Source organism: Bacillus cereus group sp. MYBK216-1 (genome assembly GCF_051916495.1).
Lineage (GTDB): Bacteria > Bacillota > Bacilli > Bacillales > Bacillaceae_G > Bacillus_A > Bacillus_A thuringiensis_K.
This window is the reverse complement of sequence record NZ_JBQAGT010000003.1, coordinates 131,840-156,073: the sequence shown is the minus strand read 5'-3', so window position 1 is coordinate 156,073 and position 24,234 is coordinate 131,840. Positions and strand designations below refer to the sequence as shown.

Sequence of the window (24,234 nt, the reverse complement as noted above, 5' to 3'; positions counted from 1 at the left end):
TTAAGTATTGGCGATTAATTCATTAAATCCTTCTTTTACGATTCAATAATATTCGAAACTAATATATTTAAATCATTTTCCACTTGTAAAACTCTCTGTTTTTCCTTTTCAAATACCTCTTCTTCTTTCCAAAATGACTCTTTTCGACTTTTAATCATGCGCTCCATTTCTTTTTTACTCGGTCCACCGTACACCTTTCTTTTTTGAATAAATGCTTCTGGCGATATAATTTCTTCCCACTCTTTTTCTAATAATTGTATTTTAAATTTTTCTTGTAAGTATATATTCACATCTTTGAAACATAATTCATGTAGCTCCTTTTTCTGTTCCAATGACATATTCGCAATAACACTTGCTACATGATGAGCATGCCGAAATGGAATGTCATAGTTTTTTGTTAAAACATCTGCGAAATCCGTTATCGTAATTGCATGTTTATAGGAACGACTTTTCAACGTTTCTTCTTCTACTTTCATCGTTCGAATGACTGCATTCAAAATGCAAAATACACGAATAGCCTTTTCAATTCCTTTATATAAATACGGCTGCAAGTCATCTTCCGTATCGACAATATCACCAAATGGTGTATTATGAATCATTTGAAATACTGTAAATGCTTCTCCAAAAGCACTACTCGTAATTGCACGGGCATGTTCAATTGAAACTGGATTTCGTTTTTGTGGCATAATACTACTAATTTGTACATATGGCCTTGCAACAGTAATACCATCATATTCTTTCGTCGCTAATAGTAAGAAATCATGAATCCATCTACTCGTATTCGTCATCATTACCGTAAGTAACGAGCTAACCTCTAATAAATAATCAGCTCCAGCGACAGCATCATATGAGTTCTCAATTACATTAGTAAATCCAAGTAAATCAGCAACTCGCTCTCGTTTAATTGGGAAACTTGTTGTAGAAAGAGCAGCTGCTCCCATTGGCGATTGATTTAAAAGTGTGTACGTTCGTTTTATTCTTTCTAAGTCTCTCTGCATCGTATCATAAATCGCTAACGTATAATGACCAAATGTTGTTGGCTGCGCTGGTTGTGTATGTGTATAAGCTGTCATAATCGTTTCCTTATGATCATCGGCAAGTTGCAGCATACTTTCTTGCAATAACAAATGATGTTCCATTAATTGTAGTACGTATCGCCTTAAACTCATGCGATACATCGTTACACCCATATCATTTCTACTTCTACCAATATGCATATTACTTACAAAATCGCATTTCGCTTCTTGAAAAATTAAATGTTCCACTAAAAAAAAGAGATCTTCATGCTGCTCTGTATAGAGCAATTGATCTTTTGGAATTCCCTCTATCTTTTTTAGTGCGTTTAATATAACTTTAGCTTCTTCCTTTTTCATTAAATTTTCTTCCGTCAGCATTGTAATATGCGCTTTATGCACTTGAAACATGTCTTTCAATAAGTAATTTCGTTGAAACTCAAATACATGTTGTAATACGCAATTCACGTATGTTTTCCCAGGGAAATCAGCGCCTTCGCTCTTTATAAACTCTTCTTTACTTTGTTTCATCACCTTTTCCCCTTTCACCTAAGTATTACTACCCATCATACCCAGAGATAGGAAAAAAGTGCTTGTACACAAAAATAAACTCGGTGCTCTCTGCACCGAGTTTATTTAATAAAAGTCGCATCATACTTATCACTTTGCAACACTTGAAAATGTAAGTTTGCTAAATGTTTCCGTATTTCTGCGCTGTCATCTTCATTTAAATTATTTGCTAAGAACACTATTTCTGTACAGTTCCCGCGTTTATCCATTGCATAAACTGCTTTTGTAACTGTCCATGGCGTATAACCATTTTTTTGCCCAGCATGTCTAAATGTTTTACGGTATTTCTTGGCACTCATGTCTGTTTCAACGATATTTGCCCACACTTTTTCTTCAGCTTCTGTCAAGCCACCTTTATGGTTTGCCTTTTGAAGTAATACCATATAATCATTTGCAGAAGCTGCTGGTAATCTATCTGACCAAATTTTGTCGTAACGTTCCTCTAAATAAAGCGGAATTTCCTTCTGTAATAATGGTCCCTTCTTCTTTAAGCGTTCATGAATAATCATCGCATATTCACGATATTGCTCTTGAGACATTTCTTTTAACTTTTTCTCTATTTTATATTTTGGAACATGTAATTCTTTATGCAAATATCCCGGGATATACAAAGATGAAACGATTGGAAATAGTGGTTGATGTGCAGGAAGTGATAAACTTTGTAAATTCCGATTAATATTATCTAATCCTAACACTTCCATTAAGTACTCAGCATTTGCATTTGAACTAAACTTAACCATTCCTTTTGCTACTTCTTCTAAAGAAACCGCTCCTTCAGTTATCTTTCCTTTCTTTTCCAAGTACCTTTGCCATCTATCTTGCGCACCACCATCTGTATTCGGTACATAATACCGATTCACATCATTAATGGAAACGAAACTAGAAGAATCAATTTTCCCTTCCGTAACTTGTTTCGTATATTCAAGCGCTATAATCAATTTCATCGTACTAGCAACTGGTAATACAACATTTGGATTTACAGAATAAACAACTTTATCATTTCTCTTTACTAGAAGTGCACTATTTTTTTCATCTTTATGTTCTTCAATAAAAGATGCAATATACTGTGCATCATCATTATTTGAACTCCACACTTTTTTCACTAAAAAGTTACCCGATATTAGCAAAACGAAAATACCCACAATCACTGCGCATACTATAGTTTTTTTCAAGTAAAATTCCTCTCCTATTGTGTAACTCTTCTCTCTATCTTTAAAAAACAAAATAATGGAGATGGTTATTCAAATAACCATCTCCATTATTTTAACTTGTATACTCCTATTATGTCTACGTCATGATTTTCACAAAATCCTCAAGGAATTTTTTATAATGTAATGACCAACCAATTCGCACCCAGTTTTTTAAGGCTTTTGCATCAGGTTGAGGACGGAAATCTGCAATACTTTCTCCTTTTGCTATTCCCACTGTATCTACATCTACACGGCGATACACATAATCCAATATTGAAGGATTTGCGGCAACCATCATTGTAACGACGTCATGTACTGGACTTCCTTTTATTTTCGGATTTAATTTTCTATAAGCTTTATAATAATACGTAAAAATCGGTTCAATTAATTTATTAAAACTTGTTTTAGAATGTTTCGTAATATACTTTACCATCTCTGGCGTAATAATAGCTTCAGATGTAACATTGAGCGGCACCAGTGTCACATTCTTGGCATTTTGCATAACTAATTGCGACGCAATCGGATCACTATGAAAATTCGCCTCTGCGACTGGTGTAACATTGCCAGGCATTAAGAAAGCACCGCCCATTATATAATATTCTTTCACATACTTCATCATTGGCTTTTCTAAAATAAATGCTGTCGCAAGTGTCGTTGACCTCCCAGCATCAACTATAATTAATTCTCCTTTATATTTTTCAAGAATGTCAAAAAACTCACAAAAAGGCTTTATATTTGGAGAAAGATTTTTCGGTGGTCGAATTGGTCCTAAACCTTCCGCCCCATGAATTTCTGGATAATACGTTGTAATATCTCCAGATAAAGGAATTTTCGCACCATTAATAACTGGTATATCTTCCCTACCTGCTAACTGTAATAAATATGCCGCATTACTTGTCGCCTTTTCTTGCGTTACATTTCCATATCCTGTAACCACACCAACAATATCAATATCAGGATGCAACAATCCATACATAATTGCTAAAGAGTCATCAATTCCTGGGTCTCCTAAAAATAATACTTTTTTCATCGACCTCAACTCCATCCCCTCAATTGTTATTAATTTATGAATAACAATCGGCATACAGAATAAAAAAGAACAATTTCATACGAAAAAACGCAGTCCTATAAGGACTACGTTCTCCAGCTAACCTATACAGTTTTTTTTACAGCACTCATACTTCCAATAATGTAAGCGATAAACGCAAAACAAATCGGAAAGACAACTGTATGTATACCAAACGGATTTGGATAGAAAAGGTGAATACACATATATGAACCTACTCCAACGAAAATGGAAGCAAGCGCTCCTGTTGCATTTCCTTTCCTCCAATATAACCCTAATACGATTGGCCAAATGAATGCTGCTTCTAATCCACCGAAAGAAAATAAATTTAGCCATATTAAAAAATCTGGTGGTTTAATGGCCGCTGCATAAACGAGTAGTCCTACAATACCAGTAATCCACAAACTTCCTTTTTTTATCGTACTGTCTGCTGCATCTTTATTTATGTAATTTACGTATATATCTTTAATAATTGACGAGCTTACAAGTAATAATAACGAGTTTACTGTAGACATAATCGCTGCCATTGGTGCAGCTAAGAAAACTCCAGCTAACCAAGGTGGCAACACTTCCATCGCAAGTAGCGGCATTACTTTATCTGGTACCGTTATACCTGGAAGTACTACTCTTGCAAATACACCTGTTAAATGCATACCGATCATAATTGTACCAACGACAACTGTTCCAATTATTAAAGCTTGGTGCATAGCTTTTGAATTTTTATAAGACATGGCACGCACGCTAATTTGTGGTAAACCTACAACACCAATTCCAATTAAAATCCAAAATGATGTCACATATGACTTCGTTAAACTGCCATCTGCTCCGAATGGTGTAATTAAATTTGGATTGATTTGAACAAGTTCCTGCATAATCTTTTCAATTCCACCACCAGCAATGACAGTAGCAATTAAAATGATTGTCGTTCCAACTAACATAATAATTCCTAATAATGTATCTGATAAAGCGACTGCACGAAATCCACCAATTAATACGTAAACAAGTACAGAAAAAGTAAATAAAAATAGTGCTGTTGTGTACGATAGACCCGTTAGTGACTCGATTAATCGTCCACCACCGACCCACTGGGCTACTGTCGCTGAAAATAAAAAGATAATAATACATAACGCAGAAAGTATAACAACTGCTTTATTATTGTATCTCCCTTTTAAATAATCGATAAGAGTAATGGCTTCCATCTTCCTAGCGATAATTGCAAACTTTTTACCGATAACCGTTAAAACGATATACCCTGTTACAACTTGAATCGCAGATAACAATACCCATCCAAGCCCCATATTGTAAGCAATACCAGGACCACCAATAAAGCTACTTGCACTACCGTACGTAGCAATCATTGTCATCGCTAATAATAAACCGCCTAGCTCACGCCCACCAAGAAAATATTCTTGTAAAAATTTATTATGAGCAGTTGCTTGAACGCGTCTTGAAGCATATACACCAATTAAAAATACAACGATAAACGAAATTATCATTGGAATGATTACATACCAATTCATCTATTATTCCTCACTTTTTTCTTCCTCATCGAGTGAAATATCTTGAAATACAAAACGAACAACTAAACTAAGTAAAATAACCATAACGATAAATCCAACGATACAGCTATAAAAAAACCATGCGGGAAAACCTAATACATATGTATATTCACTCGGATTTTTACTACCAAGCCCATAAGCGAATGCGTACCATATTATAAAATTAATAATAGCAAGTCCAAGACCAATTAACGCTTCTCTATGGGCTATTCGAAAGCGTGAATCATCATGATAATCTTTCATTTTTCCCCCTCCTCTCACGATGTATTATTGTACCATTGTTCTTCTAGTTTTTCCTACTAGAAAGCAAAACAAGCAGGATTTTTTATAATCATATAGAAGATTCTGTTACATTACATATTTTTTACAATTGTAACACAAATGAAATTTGAATTTTCAGTATTTATTAATTATGATTTTAATTAGAGGCTTTCCATCTAGTTTCCACATCCTTGATTTCGGAATAAGCGCCGTCTCGTACTGCGTTTACATTATATTTTCAAGGGGGTTATACAATGAGTCAACTAGCTGTAAATCTTCATGAAAAGGTAGAAAAGTTTCTTCAAGGTACAAAAAAGTTATATGTGAATGGATCTTTCATTGAAAGCGCTTCCGGAAAAACGTTTATAACACCAAACCCAGCAACTGGTGAAACACTTGCTGTCGTTTCTGAAGCTGGTCGCGAAGATATTCATAAAGCTGTAGTCGCAGCTCGCATGGCTTTTGACGAAGGTCCTTGGTCTCGTATGAGCACTGCTGAGCGAAGCCGTCTCATGTACAAGTTAGCTGATTTAATGGAAGAACATAAAGAAGAGCTTGCACAGCTCGAAACGTTAGATAACGGAAAGCCAATCCGTGAAACAATGGCAGCAGATATACCACTTGCAATTGAACATATGCGCTATTATGCTGGCTGGGCTACGAAAATCGTTGGTCAAACAATCCCTGTTTCCGGTAATTACTTTAACTATACACGCCATGAAGCTGTTGGTGTCGTCGGTCAAATTATCCCTTGGAACTTCCCTCTTCTTATGGCGATGTGGAAAATGGGAGCAGCGCTTGCTACAGGATGTACAATCATTTTAAAACCTGCAGAACAAACTCCACTATCAGCTCTATACTTAGCTGAATTAATTGAAGAAGCTGGATTTCCGAAAGGTGTTATTAATATTGTTCCTGGATTCGGTGAATCAGCTGGACAAGCACTTGTTAATCATCCACTCGTTGATAAAATTGCATTTACTGGTTCTACTCCAGTCGGTAAACAAATTATGCGACAAGCATCTGAGTCATTAAAACGCGTTACACTTGAGTTAGGCGGTAAATCACCAAATATCATCTTGCCAGATGCTGATTTATCTCGCGCGATTCCTGGTGCCCTTTCTGGTGTTATGTTTAACCAAGGGCAAGTATGCTCTGCTGGATCACGCTTATTTGTTCCGAAGAAAATGTATGATAATGTCATGGCTGATCTCGTCCTCTATTCTAAAAAACTAAATCAAGGTGTCGGTCTTAACCCTGAAACAACAATTGGTCCTCTCGTTTCCGAAGAACAACAAAAACGTGTAATGGGCTACATTGAAAAAGGGATTGAAGAAGGCGCTGAAGTACTTTGCGGAGGAAGTAATCCATTCGATCAAGGCTACTTCGTTTCTCCTACAGTATTCGCTAACGTAAATGATGAAATGACGATCGCAAAAGAAGAAATTTTCGGTCCAGTTATTTCATCAATACCGTTTAACGATATTGATGAAGTAATTGAACGTGCAAATAAATCGCAATTTGGTTTAGCTGCTGGTGTGTGGACAGAAAATGTTAAAACTGCACACTATGTTGCAAGTAAAGTACGTGCAGGTACAGTATGGGTAAACTGTTATAACGTCTTTGATGCAGCATCTCCATTTGGAGGATTTAAACAATCTGGCCTCGGCCGTGAAATGGGATCTTACGCATTAAATAACTATACAGAAGTGAAGAGCGTTTGGCTTAACTTAAATTAATGAGAAAGAACCTGACCTACCTGGTCAGGTTCTTTTCATTATGTATTCCTTTAAACTTGCAGTCCTCCGCTCACATTTAATACTTCACCTGTAATATAGGATGCGTATTCTGATGCTAAAAAGGCTGCTGCGTTCGCAATATCTTCTGGCGTTCCAATTCTACCAACTGGAATAGCGCCAACCATCTTTTCTTTCACTTTATCTGGTATCGTTTTTGTCATATCTGTATCCATAAACCCCGGACAAATCGCGTTACAAGTAATACCGAAACTTCCAACTTCTTTCGCTGCCGTTTTCGTTAAACCTACAACTCCTGCCTTTGTAGCCGCATAATTTGCTTGCCCTATGTTTCCTTCTCTACTAATTGAAGATATATTAATAATGCGCCCATACCCTTGTTGTCTCATGTAAAGAAGCGCTGGTTGCATACAATAAAAAACTCCAGTTAAGTTTACTTGTAACACTTGTTCCCAAGCAGACTTCTCCATTTTATGTAACATTGCGTCTCTTGTAATTCCAGCATTATTCACCAAAATATGTAATGTACCAAATTTTTGAACCGCATATTCAATTAACGACTTCGCTTCATTTTGATTACTTACATCACATCGATATGAGCACACTTCATATCCTTCATCTGATAACTCACGTGTCGTTTTTTGTAGATTCTCTTCATTTACATCGCTAATTAATACTTTCGCCCCTAGTTTTGCATAAACCCTTGCAATCTCTTTTCCAATTCCCTGTGCAGCTCCTGTTACAACAGCTGTTTTCCCGTTTAAAAACTCCATCCCTATCCCCCATTTCTATTACTTATACTGTATATTTCGGCTTTTTACTTTCCAATTCCTCTTTGTATAAAAAAGTCTATTTGTGTCAAACTAACTTTGCAACGTCGCATAAAGTGAAACTTTAATCAGTGGGGGTTTTCTTCATCCCCCACTGATTATTAGCCCTCACCAATCGGACTTTTATGGGCAGCCCGACCCCCACCTAACTTCTTTACTTTCGCTGAATTTTGAGGTGAGGTCTTACTGCCCATTAAAGCGGGATAAAGTGCAAGGAGATTGTGTCGAATGAACAAAAAAAATTTCAAACAAAACAAAGCTACTGATGGCATTGATGTTGAGTTCTCTCGCGAACTCGCTGACCACAATGACTTAGAAGCAAACGCACGTGCAAATGCCGCTGATGCACGTCAAAAGCGCCAATCAACCGAAAAATAAGGTACATCACAACCTTATTCTTTTCAAAAGGGACCTACTACCCAACAAAATAAACCGAGAGACATCTCTCGGTTTATTTTTTATATTTTTTTGCATAATGAGCCAAAGTAAGCAACGGATATATATGAGCATAACTATGATAACGAATATAAAACCCACCTGGTAAACCTGTTCCAGTAGGATATTTTTCATTTATATAAGAGTTGGAGAGCAAATATGAAATACCTTTTCGAATAACTGGCGTTTCTTTATCATAGTAAGAAATGAGGGCATCTAACGCCCATGCTGTTTGGGATGGTGTACTAAACGGCAAAGTAACAAATCTTTTTTCCACACTACTTTGGCAAGATTCTCCCCAGCCACCATCTTCATGCTGTATATGTTCAAGCCATAAAGCTGCTCGTTTTAATGATGGATTGCTAGATGGAATTCCGAATGACCGTAAACCTGTCATAACAGCCCACGTACCATATATATAACAAATTCCCCATTTCCCATACCACGATCCATTTTCCTCTTGTACATTCATTAACCAATTTATCGCACTTTGTTTTTGTTTCTCGGGCAATTCATTTTGCGTATACGTCCCAAAAAATTCTAACACTCTTCCTGTAATATCTGGTGTAGAAGGATCTGTAATCATATCACTTGCATTTTCGATTGGTAAATTTGCTAATATACGGCTCGTTACCCCTTTTTCAAAAGCCCCCCAACCACCATCATTATTTTGCAATCCTTTAACCCAATTAACAGCTCGCTTCCAAGCATTGTCTACATTTTCGTTCCCTCTACTTCGCGCCAATGCTCTTAACGCAGCAGTTGTATCATCAATATCTGGAATCGTCGTATTCACATCCGAAAAGCCCCACCCCCCCGGGAAGAGATCCGGTGCATGTACACTCCAATCTACTTTCTTCGTTTGCTGTTTTCTTAGTAAATATGCTGATGCATTGTGAATCACTTTACTTGCTTTCGGAACTTGAGCTTCTTGCAAAGCATAACTGAGTAAAGCTGTATCCCATATAGTTGATGGAGAGTTTTGCAAATGGCTCCCTCTCTCCATCTTCCATATATAAGATGTGATTCCCGTTATAGCCTTCTCAATAATTGGTGATTGAATAGAATGTCCTAATGCAAGTAAAGCATAAATCATATAAAACGAGGCAGTTGCGTAGCTATATAATGTTCCATTTTCATCAATACGCTCTTTCATAAAACGTTCTACTTCCTCATATCCTTTATGATGCAAAGAAAGTGGATACGTTATAATTTTCTTCACGTCACTTAATAATGTTTGAAAAACCGGAGACCGGTCCTCCCGAAACCATTCTCCGCCCCCGCCTGCAATGTGATTTAAATTTGGCAATAACTTTTTCCCTACTCGAAATCTTTTATTTAAACAAAGCATCATCGGAATTAAATGAATACGTGCTGAGCTACTCAGTTCAAAAATACTGAGAGGGGAATCATTCTGCAGAAACATAATTGGTGTTGGCAAATGAAAGAGAGAAGGATATTCATATTCTCCATGAATCGCTAATAAAAACTTCGTCATAAAATGAGCACGCGCTACCCCACCGCGCTCATTTATAAACATTTCCGCTCGCTTCATATTCGCATCTTCTTTTGTATATTTTTCCGATGCAAGTAAGGCAGCATAAGATTGAATTGTAGCAGATAAATTCCCCCCCGCTTCATCTTCATACAATTTCCATGTTCCTTCATTTGTTTGGAGTGATGCTAATCTTTTTACAAACGGTTCTATCTCTTTATCTCTACCTAATAATTTTAATAAGAAAATCATATGACAATCTGTTAGTGGAGCTCCTTCAAAACAAAACCGCCACGTACCATCTTGCCGTTGCATTGTTTGAAGTGCAGTTGTTCTTCTCGCTATTTCTTCATGCACTTTTTCATATAATAACAAGTTACTCACCCACCCTTTCGAAATCCGTATAACGATATTCAAAAAGATAGCTGAATATGTATGAAAACAAAGAAAAGCAGAACATATAAAATGTTCTGCTCATAAACAATATCCTACTCCGACAATAATCCCTAATAAAGCACCGACTACTACTTCATACGGTGTATGCCCAACAAGTTCATTTAACTTCTTATATTCTGTTTCTCTACCGTGAAAAAACTCATTCAATATTTTTGCTTGTTTACTTACTGCAAGCCTTACTCCTGAAGCATCATACATAACTATAATGGCAAAAATAGCAGCAACCGCAAACATCGAGCTTTCCACACCTTCCACAACTCCAACTCCTGTAGCAAGCGCTGTAACTGTTGAAGCATGAGAACTTGGCATCCCACCTGAAGCAAAAAACTTTGCAAAATCAAATTCACCTGTTTTGACTAATTTAAAGACTACTTTCGTTAATTGTGCTAAAAACCATGAAAGTACAGCAGCCATAAGCGGATCGTTATGTAAAATTGTTTCCACGTTCTCAGCTCCCTACTAGCTATAATGGAAATCCTATATAGTATCAGTATAAAGAAAAATGCGTAGAAAATACTACGCATTATGATACTTTTGCTGATTTATTTTTTATAAATTTCGGTTGTTTCTGCACTAAGAACTTTGTCTTCGCTACCGAGAATACAAATAAAGCAACCCATATACAGAAAAATGCAATCATATGTGTAGCTGTGAAATGTTCACCAAATACAAATACACCTAAAATTAAGCTAATTGTTGGCGCAATATATTGTAAAAATCCGACCATATAAAGTGGAATAAGTTGCGCTCCTTTCGCAAAATAAAATAGTGGTAATGCTGTTACAATGCCTGCTCCTATTAAAAGTAACGTTGATAACATGGAAATAGATCCAAATGAGCCGAAACCATGTGCGCCTGTCATAACAAGGTAAATGATTGCAAACGGCGTCACTAACATCGTTTCCATCGTAAGCCCGATTGTCGCATCATAGTTTAACAATTTTTTCGTTAATCCGTATAATCCAAATGAAAAGGCAAGTGAAAGAGAAACCCACGGAATAGATCCGAAACGTACTGTTAAAATGACAACTCCTACTCCAGCTAAACCAACTGCAACATATTGCCAAAAGTTTAACTTTTCCTTTAAAACGACTGTACCAAGTAAAATACTAATAAGCGGATTAATATAATAGCCAAGACTCGCTTCAATAACATGATTATGATTAACAGCCCATATGTAAACAAACCAATTTCCGCTAATCAAGACTGAAGCTATTGTTAATGACATTAATAATTTAGGTCGTTTAAAAAGATTCACAAATTCCCCAATAAACTGGCGAAATCTCTTCGTAACACCTAATACGAGTAACATAAAAACAAACGCCCAAACGATGCGGTGTGCTAATATTTCATCTGCAGGAACTTCTTCAACCCATTTCCAATAAATCGGCAGAATACCCCACATCGTATAAGCACCAGCCGCATATAGTATCCCTTTTTTTTGCTCTGCTGATTGACTCCCCATCTTCCTTTTTCTCCTCTTCTCATTTTTTCTCCATTATACGTTCTCATATGCTCACTTTACCAATAATCAATCTGCATTTCTTTCGACATTTCTCATACAACGAATAATAAACATACCGTTATTGCAACAAGTAACGGTATGCCGAAAACAAATTTCTTTTTATGAGTTTTATGATGAAACATATACATACCAATCCAAGCTCCAACTGCTCCCCCAGCTGCCGCTGATAAAAACAACGTACTTTCTGGCGTTCTCCACTGTTTCTTCTTTGCTTTTCGTTTATCAAGCCCCATAAGGCTAAAAGCTATAACATTAATAATAATAAAATAAATCCATTTCATCGCTTTCTCTCCTTATGAAAAATTCGATTAATAGTAACACGAAAAAACGACGGAAACAACTGAAGAACGCTTTTTATCAAACTAGTTTAATTCATTACTTGCATATTTATATAACCAATTAAAATCGCAGTTATAGCAATTAAACAAAAAGATGTTATGAGCAGAAGCTTATATTTCATTCCCTTCACCCACTACCATATCATCGAAAAAACTTCTCTCAATCTCTTTTTCATCAAAATAAAGAACTACGATTAACCCTACGTATAAAGAAACGAAATTTAGAAACCATTCGCCATTATCATCTTTGTTAGCTAAACATTTAAATATCTCTTGAAATTGCATACGCTCGTCTGCAGCAACAATGGGACGTACACCAAAATATTTCAATACGAGATTCAGCTTCAGTTGCACGGATAATGATAAAATATATTTTAATAGCTTCGTATACTCTGCACTATCTTTTTGACTATACAACTTCACAAGCTTTGGATGTAAATTCGAAATCGATAATTCCTCGTCAGTCACTCTAGTTACTTCTATCGTTTCAATCATCTTTTTCATATCCATCACATTCACCCCTTCTGAAAAAATTCTAAAGCCAAAGAGTACTTAATTCAAAATGTATAATAATTGTGCGTTTCTCGTCTCTCGTTCTTCCTCACTGACTAAATCATACTTTTTTAGGAGGTGAAAAACATCATTTAATAATTTCTGTGAATGAGTACCTTGCAAAAAATTCTTTAACTCTTTAAAAATCCCTTCAGGTAAAAAATTCTTTTGACTTTCAAGCTTATTCATCACATCTTCAATAGAATGATCAATGTTACATGCCATACTAAACTTCCCCCTCTATCCTCTATAAATAATATCCTCAGCTAACGATGTAAACACTTCTCCAACAAGAGAATCTTCATCATATACAGATGAACCATTATTTTCTTCACGTTTCGCAAAAGGTATTTTGGCAATTACTTCTGTTTGCAATTGTTCTGCAAGCATTTCGCCGCCGCCTTTTCCGAAGAGATAATTTTTCGATCCATCTTGTTCTTCATAATAAGCCATATTTTCCACAATACCTAAAATCTCATGCTTCGTATGTTTTGCCATTACACCGACTCTTGAAGCAACGAATGAAGCTACATTGTGCGGAGTTGTAACAATTATTTCTTTCGCTTGCGGAACCATTGCCGCAACATCAATGGCAACATCTCCTGTACCTGGTGGTAAATCAAGTAATAAATAATCTAATTCTCCCCAGTGCGTATTCGCAAGGAAATTTTGAATCCATTTATTTAGCATCGGTCCGCGCCACATCACTGGGTTATTTCCTTCTGTAAAGAATCCCATCGACATGATTTTAACACCGTGACTAATGACTGGAATTGCCGTTTGATCAATCATCGTTGGTTTCTTATTCGTTTCCATCATAGCTGGAATACTAAAACCATATATATCTGCATCTAATATCCCCACTTTTTTGCCCATACGAGCTAGTGCAGTTGCAAGATTAATTGTCACCGTTGATTTTCCAACTCCGCCTTTTCCGCTCGTTACAGTAATAAAACGTACTCCTGAATCCGGGCGAAGCATACTCGGCATACCAGTTTCTGTTCTAGTATTTTTCTTTAACTTCTCTGTTAAAGATGCACGTTCTTCTTGTGTCATAGAGCCAAATATTACCTCCACTTTAGAGACACCAATTGCGTAAAGTGATTCTTCAATATCTTGTTGAATTTTTGCTTTTAACGGACAACCTTGGATTGTTAGTACTACTTCAAGTTTAACCTCTGTTCCGTTCATTTGTATATTTCTAACCATATTTAATTCTACAACACTTTTGTGTAACTCTGGATCCTCTACATGTTTTAATGCATTCATTATTTGTTCTTGAGTAAGCATAGAACTCATCCCTTCTCTTATTCTAATTTATATACCACATCTTCTTGGCGCTTCATCTGGTGAAAAAACTTATTATCCCCCGCTAACGGGCGGGATTAATGCGACTATATCTCCAGTTTTTATCATATCTTCATTCATTACAAACTCTTCATTAACAGCCACCATCACTTTATCCAGCGTTTGTAAACAATAGCTGGCTTTGAGCCATTCTTTTAATTGCTGCACTGTCATTTCTTGCTTTTCTGAAATCACTAATCGATCCAATCCAACTTCCTCACGCAAATTTGCAAACAGTAAAATTGTAATCATTTTCTCATTCTTCCTTCTTTGGTTTTCCTTCTGAATATGGTGTGTTTTCAAGTTGATCTCCAACCCACATCGTTCCATCTTCCCAAAATTCTTTTTTCCAAATTGGAACGATTCGTTTTATACGTTCAATCGCGTACTCATTCGCTTCATAAGCTACTTTACGATGCGGTGATGAAACTGCAATGACTACTGCAATATCCATTATTTCTAGCCGCCCTACACGGTGCGTAATTGCTACTTTTGCGTCCGGCCATTTCCCACTAATTTCTCCACCAATTCTCATAAGTTGTTTTACTGCCATCGGCTTATATGCTTCATACTCTAAATGTAGCGTTCGTTTTCCTTTTGTTAATTCTCTCACCGTACCAATAAATGTTGTAATTGCTCCTGCTTCTCTTCTTGCAACCTTATTCGTTACTTCTTCAACTACAATCGGTATATCTACAATTTCAAATAGCGCTTGTCCCATTAGAACCACCTCTCCCTTTACAAAATGTCCAAGGCCATTTACTACCTTCGTTATCTTCTAATAAAAGAACATCGACAAACATATCTTTTTTATATCCTCTTGTCCCGCCCGGCAATACGATAAACGCGTTTGATTCTGCCAATGAAGAAACTGAGCTAGATTTATCAAACCCTGATGGATAAGCGATTAACTGACCTTCGTTATATGTCAATTTTGCTCGTACAAATCTTGTAAATGGATTCGGTTTTAGAAAATCTTCTCCTAATAACGCTTTTTCTCTTTTTAAATGTACTTTTTCACTAAACATATACGTCCGAATACACGGTCTTGCGAATAATTCAAACCCTACGTAACAAGCTGATGGATTTCCTGATAAACCAAATAATAACTTGCCATTTAATTGTGCTACAGTCGTAACACTTCCTGGTCGCATTGCAACTTTATTAAAAAGAACAAATGCACCTAACTTTTCGTAAATAGCTGGTAAATAATCATAATCTCCTACTGATACACCGCCCGTTGTAATTAACATATCTACTTGGCCAAGCGCTTCTTTCACAGCTGTAAAACACGTATTAAAATCATCACTAAACTTCCCAAAATATTTTACTCTTCCGCCTGCTCTTCGGATTTGAGACAATATCATATACGTATTACTGTTTCGGATTTTCCCTGGCTGTAATGACTCATTGACATCCAGTAATTCACTCCCAGTCGCTAACAGTCCAATTACAGGCTTTCTCGCAACTGGTACTTCACTATAACCGAATGTAGCAAGAAGAGCTGAAATACCTGGATTAATGTACGATCCTTTCTTTGCAAGAACTGTTCCTTTACGAGCATCTTCACCTTGAACAGAAATATTGTCGCCCGTTTTGAATGATCGCTTCACTTCTATATAATTGTTGCCCTTCTTCTCATATTGACGAGTCAGCTCTAACATAACAACCGCATCACACCCAGTCGGAATTTGTGCTCCCGTCATAATTCGAACTGCTTGAAACGGACCTACTTTCTCATGGAATAGCGATCCTGCACCAATTTCACCCACTACTTCAAATACAATTGGCGTTTCATAACTTGCTAAATTAGTATCTTCTGCTCGAATAGCAAATCCGTCATACGGCGAACGATTAAATGACGGTACATCATGGTCAGCTACTAAATCCTCTGCTAATATACGTCCGTAAGCTAATTCAATTGGTAATAGCTCCTTTAAGCCTTTATGAGCAAATCCCATCACTTTACGAACAGCTTCTTCAACCGTAATTGGCACTCTTCTTTCCATTGTTGACACCCTCTCTATTAACCGAATACGCGATAATATAGTTGTTTCGCTTTTGAAATATCATTTGTACCATGAATAAAAACACGACCATCCCGAAAAAAAACGATGCGGTAATCATCGAATTGGCAAGATAGTAAATACGGATTCCGATCTACTTTTCCCAGTTTTTTTAATACTTTTTCTATATCATCAAAATTGTATTTCCTATTGTCTACTGTTCTAATTTGAACTGTATTTCTTCCGCATAAAACAGCTGCTTTCGTTTGATTTTCGTATGATAAATAAGGATAAGTTCGATTCAAACCGCATGAGAGACAAGCGTCTGTTTTTATTTTTCCTAGTTTTATAAAATGGTTTTGATTATTCCATATATCAAACATGAAAAATGTTTTTCTAATTGCTGAAAAATCTTCTATTAAAATTTTGAGTGCTTCCGCCACTTGATATGCTGCGACGATTTGTACAGTCGGGCTAATAATTCCAGCGGTATCACATGTCACACCTGTAACAGGAATATTTTTCAGCATACAATGTAAACACGGTGTCTCTTGCGGAATAATTGTATAACTCATACCATACGATCCAACGCAAGAACCATATACCCACGGAATATTATGTTTTTGTGATAAATCATTTATTACAAAACGAATATCAAAATTATCTGTTGCATCAATGATTACATCTACATTTTTTAATAGACCTTCCATATTTTCTAAAGTTGCATCCATTACGAAAGCATGTATTTGTACTTCCGAATTAATTTGTTCTAGCCGATTTTTTGCAGCAATTGCTTTCGGCATTTTCTCTATCGCATCTTGTTCAGAGTACAATTGTTGCCTTTGTAAATTACTCCATTCAACGTAGTCACGATCAATAATCGTCAACTTGCCAACACCTGCACGTACGAAACTTTCGGCACTTGCACTTCCTAATGCGCCTGCTCCTACAATTAACACATGTTTATTTCGAATTTTTTCTTGTCCTTTACTCCCAATTGGTTTGAACAACTGTTGTCGTGAATACCGATCAGCCATTACATACCCTTCCTCTCAAGAACTCTATTTCATATTAGAATGTTGTTTCTGATAACAAGCAAAGTAAGCAAAACCAACAAACCCAGCTCCTCCAATTACATTTCCGATAAAAACAGGAACAAAATTTTTAGCCAGATCCATCCACGTTAGATGACCAGCAAAAATAACAGCGGAAATGACAAATATATTTGCTACTACTTGCTGAAATCCAATGACTACAAATGCCATAATTGGAATCCAAATTCCGATGATTTTTCCGACAAAATCACTCGTCCCGTAAGCAAGCCAAAGAGCAAGACAAACGAGCCAATTACAACCAATTGCTAAAATTAAAGTTCTCCCAAATGATTCATGTAACTTCCCTTCCGCTATCGCTACCGTTTTATTTAAATACTCTCCCTCTGTTAATCCGCCAAGATGTCCAAAGCAATACGCAACGAAAATTGCCCCAATAAAATTCATGAGAGTAATCCAAACCCAGTTATTCAGTACACTTATCAATGTAATTTTCTTTGCATAAAGCGCCATAGACAGTGACATCATATTTCCCGTAATTAATTCTCCTCCTGCTAATACTACGAGCATGAGTCCAACAGGAAATACTGCCCCTCCTAAAACATTAACTAGACTTCCCCAGCGCTCAGGTAAATTCCCTAAAACTCGAATGTTAAGTAAAAAACCTATCGCAATAAACGCTCCTCCTAAAAAACCGAGAATAAGCATCGCTGGCAATGTCTGTCTTACTTTTTGAACACCGGCCTCAATGACAAGCTCAGCAATTTGTTCCGGCTTATGAAATGCCATTACCCATTCCTCCATTTTCTCCAAATAAAAAAGCAGCTTCAAAAAACCTCCTCAAAATAAAGGTTTTTGAATGCTGCTTAATTTCTCTGCACATCTTTTACAGAGATATCAATCATCACTTTTACTATAAAATAGAAAATCCACAACTCTTGTAAATTTTCCATTTTTCACTATGACGCTAGCTTTATATATTAACCACCGATATGTGACATTTCAATTTTAGGTATTGTTTTCTTATTTGTATGATTTAAGCGTTCATCTGAATAACGATCTTCCCTATTATTCCATATATCGCGTACTACATCTGTAATGTCCTCATCTGTATGTTCAGAACGAAGCAATTCTCTTAAATCATTTCCTTTAGAAGCAAATAAGCAGGTATATAATTTTCCTTCTGCAGAAATACGAGCTCTCGTACATGAGGAGCAAAAAGAATCTGTTACCGATGAAATAATACCTATTTCCTCATCGCTTCCTATATAACGATACCTAGTAGCCACTTCACCAGAATAATTTGCTTCTATCCGTTCTAACGGCATCACTTTGTGAATTGTATTTACTATTTCTTGTTTAGAGACGACCTCTTTTAAATCCCAACCATTATAATTTCCAACGTCCATATACTCAATAAAACGAAGAATATGCCTGTTTTCCTTAAAGTATTGCGCCATCTGCAAAATGTCTTGTTCATTTTTCCCTTTTTGAACGACCATATTTATTTTAATTTTCATACCAACTTCAGCAGCAGCCTGTATTCCTTCCAGAACCCTTTGTACTTTGCTCCTATTACCATTTAAATAGAAAAACCGCTCTTCTTCTAAGGAATCTAAGCTAACTGTTACACGTGATAGTCCCGCCTTATATAAATCAGGAGCAAACTTTTTAAGTAACGATCCATTGGTTGTTAAACCGATATCTTCCACACCATCTATTTTATGAAGCCGCTCAATAAGCTTTGGAAGCCCTCTTCGAAGTAACGGTTCTCCGCCTGTAATTCGTAATTTTCTCACACCTAAAGAAACGAAAATACGAGTTATCCTTTCAATTTCATCAAAAGATAAAATTTTATCATTAGACAAAAACGAGTAATCAGGACCAAATATTTCTTCTGGCATACAATATCGACAGCGAAAATTACAGCGATCGGTAACTGAAATACGTAAATCCTTTAACGGACGTTGTAACTTGTCTAATGTGACAGATTTCATATTTATTGCCTCGCTTTTACTTATTTTATATTTAAAACACGCTCTGGATGCGTATATACATTTAAGGATTGATTCCGAATAAATCCTATTGTCGTAATACCTAAATCTTCCGCTAGTTGCAAAGCTAACTCAGTTGGAGCTGATTTTGATAGTATAATTTCACAACCGATTTTTGCAACTTTCAATAATATTTCCGAAGAAATACGACCACTAAAAACAATGATTTTATCTTTTATAGAAATATCGTTTCTTAAACAATAACCGTAAATTTTGTCCAGTGCATTATGCCTACCAATATCCATTCGGCTTAAAATAATACCATTCACATCACATAAAGCTGCATTATGAACCCCGCCAGTATGATGAAACGTATCCGCAGATTGCTGCATTTCTTTCATTAACCGAAAACAATCCTCTGCCGCAACCTGTACATGGACACCCTGCATTTTTTTTGCACTTAGTGCATCATTAGCAAAAACAAACCCTTGCCTACTCATACCACAACAAGACGTAATATATCGTTTATTTTGCATTTGTTCGTAATACGGATTTACTTTTGCCGTCGTGACATGTACAAATCCTTCTTTCTCTTGTACCCATATGTCATCAATATCTTCATACTTTCGAATGATTCCTTCAGATGCTAAGAAGCCTATTACCATATCTTCTATATATTCTGGAGTACTAACCATTGTAACAAACTCCTGTCCGTTCATTTTAATCGTGACTGGAAACTCTGTTACAATGCTGTCCTCTATATGTTTAAACGCCCCTTGTTCATAACGAAAGATTTCTCTTTCTACCTGTATCGGTTTCACGATCAGTATCCTTCTCTCACGTTATATTTTTATCAAAAACAAATACCGAAACTGCAATATCTTCTTCTACTTTCATATCTGAAAATAGGTTCACTAATTTCGCTCCAACAAGTTCCTCCAAATGTTCACGGGAATTCGCAGCATATACTTCTTGAATCATTTTCGTTCTAGCCATATGAACCATTTCCGCACCGTCCATCGTACTTGAAATGAATTTTTCAGTAGGTGTTAAGTTTCCATAAAGAGTCGCAATCGCCATGTTTTCTGCAAAAACAGTATGAATTCGTTCTGGCCCTTTTCCGAAAAGTTCCTTTCGAAGTTTTCGTATCATATCATTAAATTCATGTACTTTTTTTGACATACCATTATACCTCCCACAAACCTCATTTTACTTTATTATATATTTTACCAAAATGAGCCTTCCGCCCAAACTATTTCGTACAAACATTTGGGCGAAAAGGTTCACTTCATGAAACTTATTCTTCTTTTAATCCTTTTCCCATACCTTTTAAGAAATGAAGCCCAAACCCGATAGCACGGTTAATATCTGGGTCTTTCAATACTTTCATAAGATCGAATACCCCTACTTTTTTATTACTCTCTAAATGTTCATTACCTTTTTCTAGCCCTACTAATAAGCTACCTATAAGCTTTTTCGTAAGCTCCGGATCAAGTTCTGTTAAAGCACCCGCAGCCCCCATCATATTATTAATTAAATTTGTAACAGGCTCACGAGTCACTTGGCCAAGAACAATCTTTGCGATTGGTTCTTTCGCCTTTAGCATAGAATTAGCTGCTTCTAACATGCCAATATCATTCAATTCCCCTACTATATTAAACATTTGATTTAGAGCGTCTTCATTATTAGCTAGAAGCTCTTTTAAATCATCTAATTTTTTCTGTTTTATTTCTTCCTCAGTTAATTCTTGTTTTTGAATCATTTTTATAGGTGCAGCCATATTTTTCTCCTCCTACTTATCCGTTAAATGCACATACCCTGGACGTGCCCACTTACGATGTACCTCAATACCAGCTTGAGGATGACGTTTTTTATTACGCGGGTTCGCTTTTGGCATCGGATTTTCGCCATCAACTTCTAGCACTTCCATACGCACTTTCGTCTGTTTATAAGCAGGTGTGTTCGTACGCGTATCGACCGCAGGACCTGTTAAGAAATTAATCGCTGTTTCATTATCTGTAGAATTCATCGGTAAATATAACTCATTCGCTTTTACACGCTCTGTAACGAGTGCACGTAATTTTAACGCTCCAAACGGAGAAACAAGACGGACTAATGAACCAGTTTTCACTCCACGTTCTTTTGCAAGGTCTGGAGAGATTTCAACGAAAACACCAGGTACTTTCGTTTGAATACCTGTTGATTTATTTGTCATATTCCCTTCATGGAAATGCTCAAGCATACGACCGTTGTTAATGTGAAGGTCAAACTCAGCTGGAAATTCAGCTGGACGTACCCAGTCAGCAATCGCAAAACGAGCTTTTTTATCTGGGAAGTTAAATCCGTCTTGGAACAGAAGTGGTGTATTCGTTCCATCAAAACTTCCCCAATGGAAACTGTTCCACCCTTCAAGCACTTCATAGTTCGCTTGCGAGAACAATGGTGATAAACTTGCCATCTCAGCAAAGATTTCACTTGGGTGGCTATAATTCCAGTTTGCACCTAGTTTATTCGCAACTTCCTGGACGATCCACCAGTCTGGTTTCGCATCTCCTAGCGTAGGAAGAACTTGATATAATCTTTGGACACGGCGCTCTGTATTTGTGAAAGTACCTTCTTTCTCAAGAGATGGCGCTGCTGGTAATACAACATCTGCATATTGAGCAGTTTTAGAAAGGAAAACATCTTGCACAACGAAGAAATCAAGGCTCGATAACACTTCATGTACATGATTTGCATTAGAATCTACAAGAGCCATATCTTCTCCGACAAGGTACATTGCTTTCATTTTTCCTTCGTCACTTGCGTAAAGCATTTCAATATTATTAAGACCTGGTTCACTGTCAATTTTCACTCCGTAAGCAGTTTCAAATTTCGCACGTTCCATTTCGTTAGTAACGTGCTGATATCCTGGAAGCCATCCTGGTAAAGTACCCATATCACAAGCACCTTGTACGTTATTGTGACCTCGAAGTGGGTATGCACCTGCTCCTGGACGACGATAGTTTCCTGTTGCAAGAAGTAAGTTTGAAATTGCAGCGGAAGTATCAGAACCACCTGTATTTTGCGTTACCCCCATACCCCAAAGGATACATGTACCATCTGCATCACGAATCATTTCAGCCATTTGAATAAGTGTTTCTTTTGAAATACCTGTTACTTCTTCTGCATATTCAAGTGTATATTCTTCTAGGCTTTCTTTGAAATCTTCAAAGAAGTTTACATTCTCATTAATGAATTCCTGATTATGCCAACCTTGATCAATCATATATTTCGTAACAGCCATTAACCAAACTTGATCTGTTCCTTGTTTTGGACTAATAAAGACATCTGATCGCTCTGCCATTTCGGTTTTACGAAGATCGGCCACAATTAACTTTTGTCCGTGTAATTTATGTGCACGTTTAATACGTGTAGCTAGAACAGGATGACCTTCTGTCGGATTACATCCTACAATAATAACAAGACCAGATTGCGCAATATCTTTAATCGTTCCGGCATCACCGCCCATACCAATTGTACGGAACAAACCATCCGTTGCTGGTGATTGGCAATAACGTGAGCAGTTATCAATATTATTCGTTCCAAATACTTGTCGAGCTAATTTTTGAATTACATAATTGTCTTCATTTGTAATTTTAGAGGAAGAAATAAATCCGATAGAACCTTTACCGTACTCTTCTTTAATAGCGCCTAATTTATTTGCAACTACATTCAGTGCTTCTTCCCATGTAGATTCAACAAACGTTCCATTTTTACGAATTAAAGGTTTTGTTATTCGTTCTTTAGAATTTACGAAATCCCAACCAAATTTCCCTTTTACACAAGTGGAAATTGCGTTAACTGGTGCATCTGAAGATGGCTGTACTTTAAGGATTTTACGCCCCTTCGTCCACACTTCAAATGAACAACCTACACCACAAAATGTACATACTGTTTTCGTTTTCTTCGTACGAGTATCACGCATGGCCGCTTCCACTTCTGATACCGCAAAAATACCGCTATATCCAGGCTCAACTTCTTTAATTAAATCTACCATCGGTTCAAGAATATCTGGTTTCAATCCCGTCATAAATCCAGCTTCACCGAGCATCGTTTTCTCCATTAAAGCGTTACAAGGACAAATCGTTACACATTGACCACAGCTAACGCATGAAGAATCATTAATATTTACTCCTTCATCCCAAATAACTCGTGGGCGTTCCGCTTCCCAGTCTATCGATAACGTTTCATTTACTTGTAAGTTTTGACACACCTCAACGCATTGACCGCATGCAATACATTGATTAGGATCATAGCGATAAAACGGATGCGTCATATCAACCTCACTTACATCTACTTTCGGTTCATACGGATATTTTTGATGTTCAATTTCCATTAATTCTGCTGTATTATGCAGTTTACAGTTCCCATTGTTGTTGTCACATACTGTACAGTATAATAAATGATTTTCTAGTAACCGATCCATCGCCTCTGTTTGTGCTTCTTTTGCGCGAACAGAAGCACGTTCAATGCTCATACCTTCCGTTGCTATCGTCGAACAAGAACGCATTAACTTTCCGTCAACTTCTACAATACAAGTGTCACATGTTTGAATAGGATCTACTTCTGGCACGTAACAAATTTGCGGATGTTCAATCCCGTTCTCATTCATAACACCCAATATCGTCGAACCAGGCTCCGCTGTATACTTTTTTCCGTCAATTGTAATATGAACCATGTTGTCATTCATGGTCTTTCCCCCTTTTTGAGAATAAAAAAACTCCACCACGAAAATATACGCACCAC

Annotated in this window: 25 protein-coding genes; 2 read left to right on the top strand and 23 right to left on the bottom strand. The window is 36.7% G+C overall.

All coding sequences use genetic code 11. The annotated features are described in order from the left end of the window. Positions 1–35 precede the first annotated feature (35 nt). The 5 genes from argH to ACTFRH_RS11240 all read right to left on the bottom strand — a co-directional run bounded on the left by argH (position 36) and on the right by ACTFRH_RS11240 (position 5,641). Positions 36–1,562 (bottom strand): argininosuccinate lyase, encoded by a 1,527-nt coding sequence (argH, locus tag ACTFRH_RS11260; RefSeq protein ID WP_003302262.1) that lies wholly within the window; start codon positions 1,560–1,562, stop codon positions 36–38. A gap of 83 nt (positions 1,563–1,645) precedes the next feature. Continuing rightward, positions 1,646–2,755, bottom strand: coding sequence for a serine hydrolase (locus ACTFRH_RS11255; RefSeq protein WP_000751356.1), 1,110 nt, complete (start codon positions 2,753–2,755; stop codon positions 1,646–1,648). Positions 2,756–2,870: 115 nt separating this feature from the next. Then, on the bottom strand, positions 2,871–3,857 hold the full coding sequence (locus tag ACTFRH_RS11250; RefSeq protein WP_003302260.1) for a nucleoside hydrolase: 987 nt from the start codon (positions 3,855–3,857) through the stop codon (positions 2,871–2,873). A gap of 68 nt (positions 3,858–3,925) precedes the next feature. Continuing rightward, complete coding sequence (gene panF / locus ACTFRH_RS11245) at positions 3,926–5,359, bottom strand: sodium/pantothenate symporter (protein ID WP_001104823.1); 1,434 nt, start codon at positions 5,357–5,359, stop codon at positions 3,926–3,928. A 3-nt stretch (positions 5,360–5,362) separates the two neighbouring features. Beyond that, positions 5,363–5,641 (bottom strand): YhdT family protein, encoded by a 279-nt coding sequence (locus tag ACTFRH_RS11240; RefSeq protein ID WP_000656247.1) that lies wholly within the window; start codon positions 5,639–5,641, stop codon positions 5,363–5,365. Positions 5,642–5,913: 272 nt separating this feature from the next. Here ACTFRH_RS11240 and dhaS point away from each other — a divergent pair, with 272 nt between their 5' ends. Further along, positions 5,914–7,398: an aldehyde dehydrogenase DhaS gene (dhaS, locus tag ACTFRH_RS11235; RefSeq protein ID WP_000080270.1), complete on the top strand. Its 1,485-nt coding sequence runs from the start codon at positions 5,914–5,916 to the stop codon at positions 7,396–7,398. 50 nt (positions 7,399–7,448) lie between these two features. Here dhaS and fabG read toward each other — a convergent pair whose 3' ends face one another. Further along, a complete protein-coding gene (fabG, locus tag ACTFRH_RS11230; protein ID WP_000395038.1) occupies positions 7,449–8,189 on the bottom strand; it encodes a 3-oxoacyl-ACP reductase FabG in 741 nt (246 codons plus the stop codon). Positions 8,190–8,474: 285 nt separating this feature from the next. On the opposite strand from fabG, the gene ACTFRH_RS11225 reads away from it, so the two are divergent. Further along, entirely contained in the window at positions 8,475–8,624 is a 150-nt protein-coding gene (locus ACTFRH_RS11225; protein WP_001035808.1) for a YfhD family protein, read from the top strand. Positions 8,625–8,697: 73 nt separating this feature from the next. On the opposite strand, the gene ACTFRH_RS11220 is transcribed toward ACTFRH_RS11225, so the two are convergent. From ACTFRH_RS11220 to fdhF, 17 genes are all read right to left on the bottom strand, one after another. Further along, positions 8,698–10,551, bottom strand: coding sequence for a terpene cyclase/mutase family protein (locus tag ACTFRH_RS11220; protein WP_000928148.1), 1,854 nt, complete (start codon positions 10,549–10,551; stop codon positions 8,698–8,700). A gap of 99 nt (positions 10,552–10,650) precedes the next feature. Next, complete coding sequence (locus ACTFRH_RS11215; protein WP_000447824.1) at positions 10,651–11,076, bottom strand: divergent PAP2 family protein; 426 nt, start codon at positions 11,074–11,076, stop codon at positions 10,651–10,653. A 79-nt stretch (positions 11,077–11,155) separates the two neighbouring features. Next, positions 11,156–12,097 (bottom strand): EamA family transporter RarD, encoded by a 942-nt coding sequence (gene rarD, locus ACTFRH_RS11210; protein WP_000535540.1) that lies wholly within the window; start codon positions 12,095–12,097, stop codon positions 11,156–11,158. A gap of 92 nt (positions 12,098–12,189) precedes the next feature. Continuing rightward, positions 12,190–12,438, bottom strand: a complete 249-nt coding sequence (locus ACTFRH_RS11205; protein ID WP_000871325.1) for a DUF1294 domain-containing protein — start codon at positions 12,436–12,438, stop codon at positions 12,190–12,192. Positions 12,439–12,606: 168 nt separating this feature from the next. Beyond that, the gene (locus ACTFRH_RS11200; protein ID WP_000367298.1) at positions 12,607–13,005 is read right to left on the bottom strand and encodes a hypothetical protein; all 399 of its coding nucleotides are present in this window, start codon (positions 13,003–13,005) and stop codon (positions 12,607–12,609) included. Between the two features lie 42 nt (positions 13,006–13,047). Continuing rightward, positions 13,048–13,272: a hypothetical protein gene (locus ACTFRH_RS11195; RefSeq protein WP_000752373.1), complete on the bottom strand. Its 225-nt coding sequence runs from the start codon at positions 13,270–13,272 to the stop codon at positions 13,048–13,050. Positions 13,273–13,287: 15 nt separating this feature from the next. Beyond that, complete coding sequence (locus ACTFRH_RS11190; protein WP_000957516.1) at positions 13,288–14,337, bottom strand: P-loop NTPase; 1,050 nt, start codon at positions 14,335–14,337, stop codon at positions 13,288–13,290. A gap of 72 nt (positions 14,338–14,409) precedes the next feature. Next, positions 14,410–14,646, bottom strand: coding sequence for a molybdopterin converting factor subunit 1 (gene moaD, locus ACTFRH_RS11185; protein ID WP_000628483.1), 237 nt, complete (start codon positions 14,644–14,646; stop codon positions 14,410–14,412). 4 nt (positions 14,647–14,650) lie between these two features. Beyond that, the gene (moaE, locus tag ACTFRH_RS11180; RefSeq protein ID WP_000529378.1) at positions 14,651–15,115 is read right to left on the bottom strand and encodes a molybdopterin synthase catalytic subunit MoaE; all 465 of its coding nucleotides are present in this window, start codon (positions 15,113–15,115) and stop codon (positions 14,651–14,653) included. After that, on the bottom strand, positions 15,096–16,403 hold the full coding sequence (locus ACTFRH_RS11175; RefSeq protein WP_000442203.1) for a molybdopterin molybdotransferase MoeA: 1,308 nt from the start codon (positions 16,401–16,403) through the stop codon (positions 15,096–15,098). Before ACTFRH_RS11175 ends, moaE begins: the two co-directional genes overlap by 20 nt. 17 nt (positions 16,404–16,420) lie before the next feature. Beyond that, positions 16,421–17,437, bottom strand: a complete 1,017-nt coding sequence (locus ACTFRH_RS11170) for a molybdopterin-synthase adenylyltransferase MoeB (RefSeq protein ID WP_000785256.1) — start codon at positions 17,435–17,437, stop codon at positions 16,421–16,423. A gap of 24 nt (positions 17,438–17,461) precedes the next feature. Then, positions 17,462–18,241 carry a formate/nitrite transporter family protein gene (locus ACTFRH_RS11165; protein WP_002164134.1) on the bottom strand — a complete coding sequence of 260 codons (780 nt, stop codon included), beginning with the start codon at positions 18,239–18,241 and terminating at the stop codon, positions 17,462–17,464. A 191-nt stretch (positions 18,242–18,432) separates the two neighbouring features. Next, positions 18,433–19,449, bottom strand: a complete 1,017-nt coding sequence (gene moaA, locus ACTFRH_RS11160; RefSeq protein ID WP_000844116.1) for a GTP 3',8-cyclase MoaA — start codon at positions 19,447–19,449, stop codon at positions 18,433–18,435. Between the two features lie 20 nt (positions 19,450–19,469). Further along, entirely contained in the window at positions 19,470–20,267 is a 798-nt protein-coding gene (gene fdhD / locus ACTFRH_RS11155) for a formate dehydrogenase accessory sulfurtransferase FdhD (RefSeq protein WP_000802676.1), read from the bottom strand. Positions 20,268–20,283: 16 nt separating this feature from the next. Beyond that, positions 20,284–20,628 carry a DUF2294 domain-containing protein gene (locus ACTFRH_RS11150; protein WP_000039582.1) on the bottom strand — a complete coding sequence of 115 codons (345 nt, stop codon included), beginning with the start codon at positions 20,626–20,628 and terminating at the stop codon, positions 20,284–20,286. Between the two features lie 115 nt (positions 20,629–20,743). Further along, positions 20,744–21,226, bottom strand: a complete 483-nt coding sequence (locus tag ACTFRH_RS11145; protein ID WP_000729889.1) for a DUF1641 domain-containing protein — start codon at positions 21,224–21,226, stop codon at positions 20,744–20,746. Positions 21,227–21,238: 12 nt separating this feature from the next. After that, positions 21,239–24,178 (bottom strand): formate dehydrogenase subunit alpha, encoded by a 2,940-nt coding sequence (fdhF, locus tag ACTFRH_RS11140; RefSeq protein WP_440048753.1) that lies wholly within the window; start codon positions 24,176–24,178, stop codon positions 21,239–21,241. Positions 24,179–24,234 lie beyond the last annotated feature (56 nt).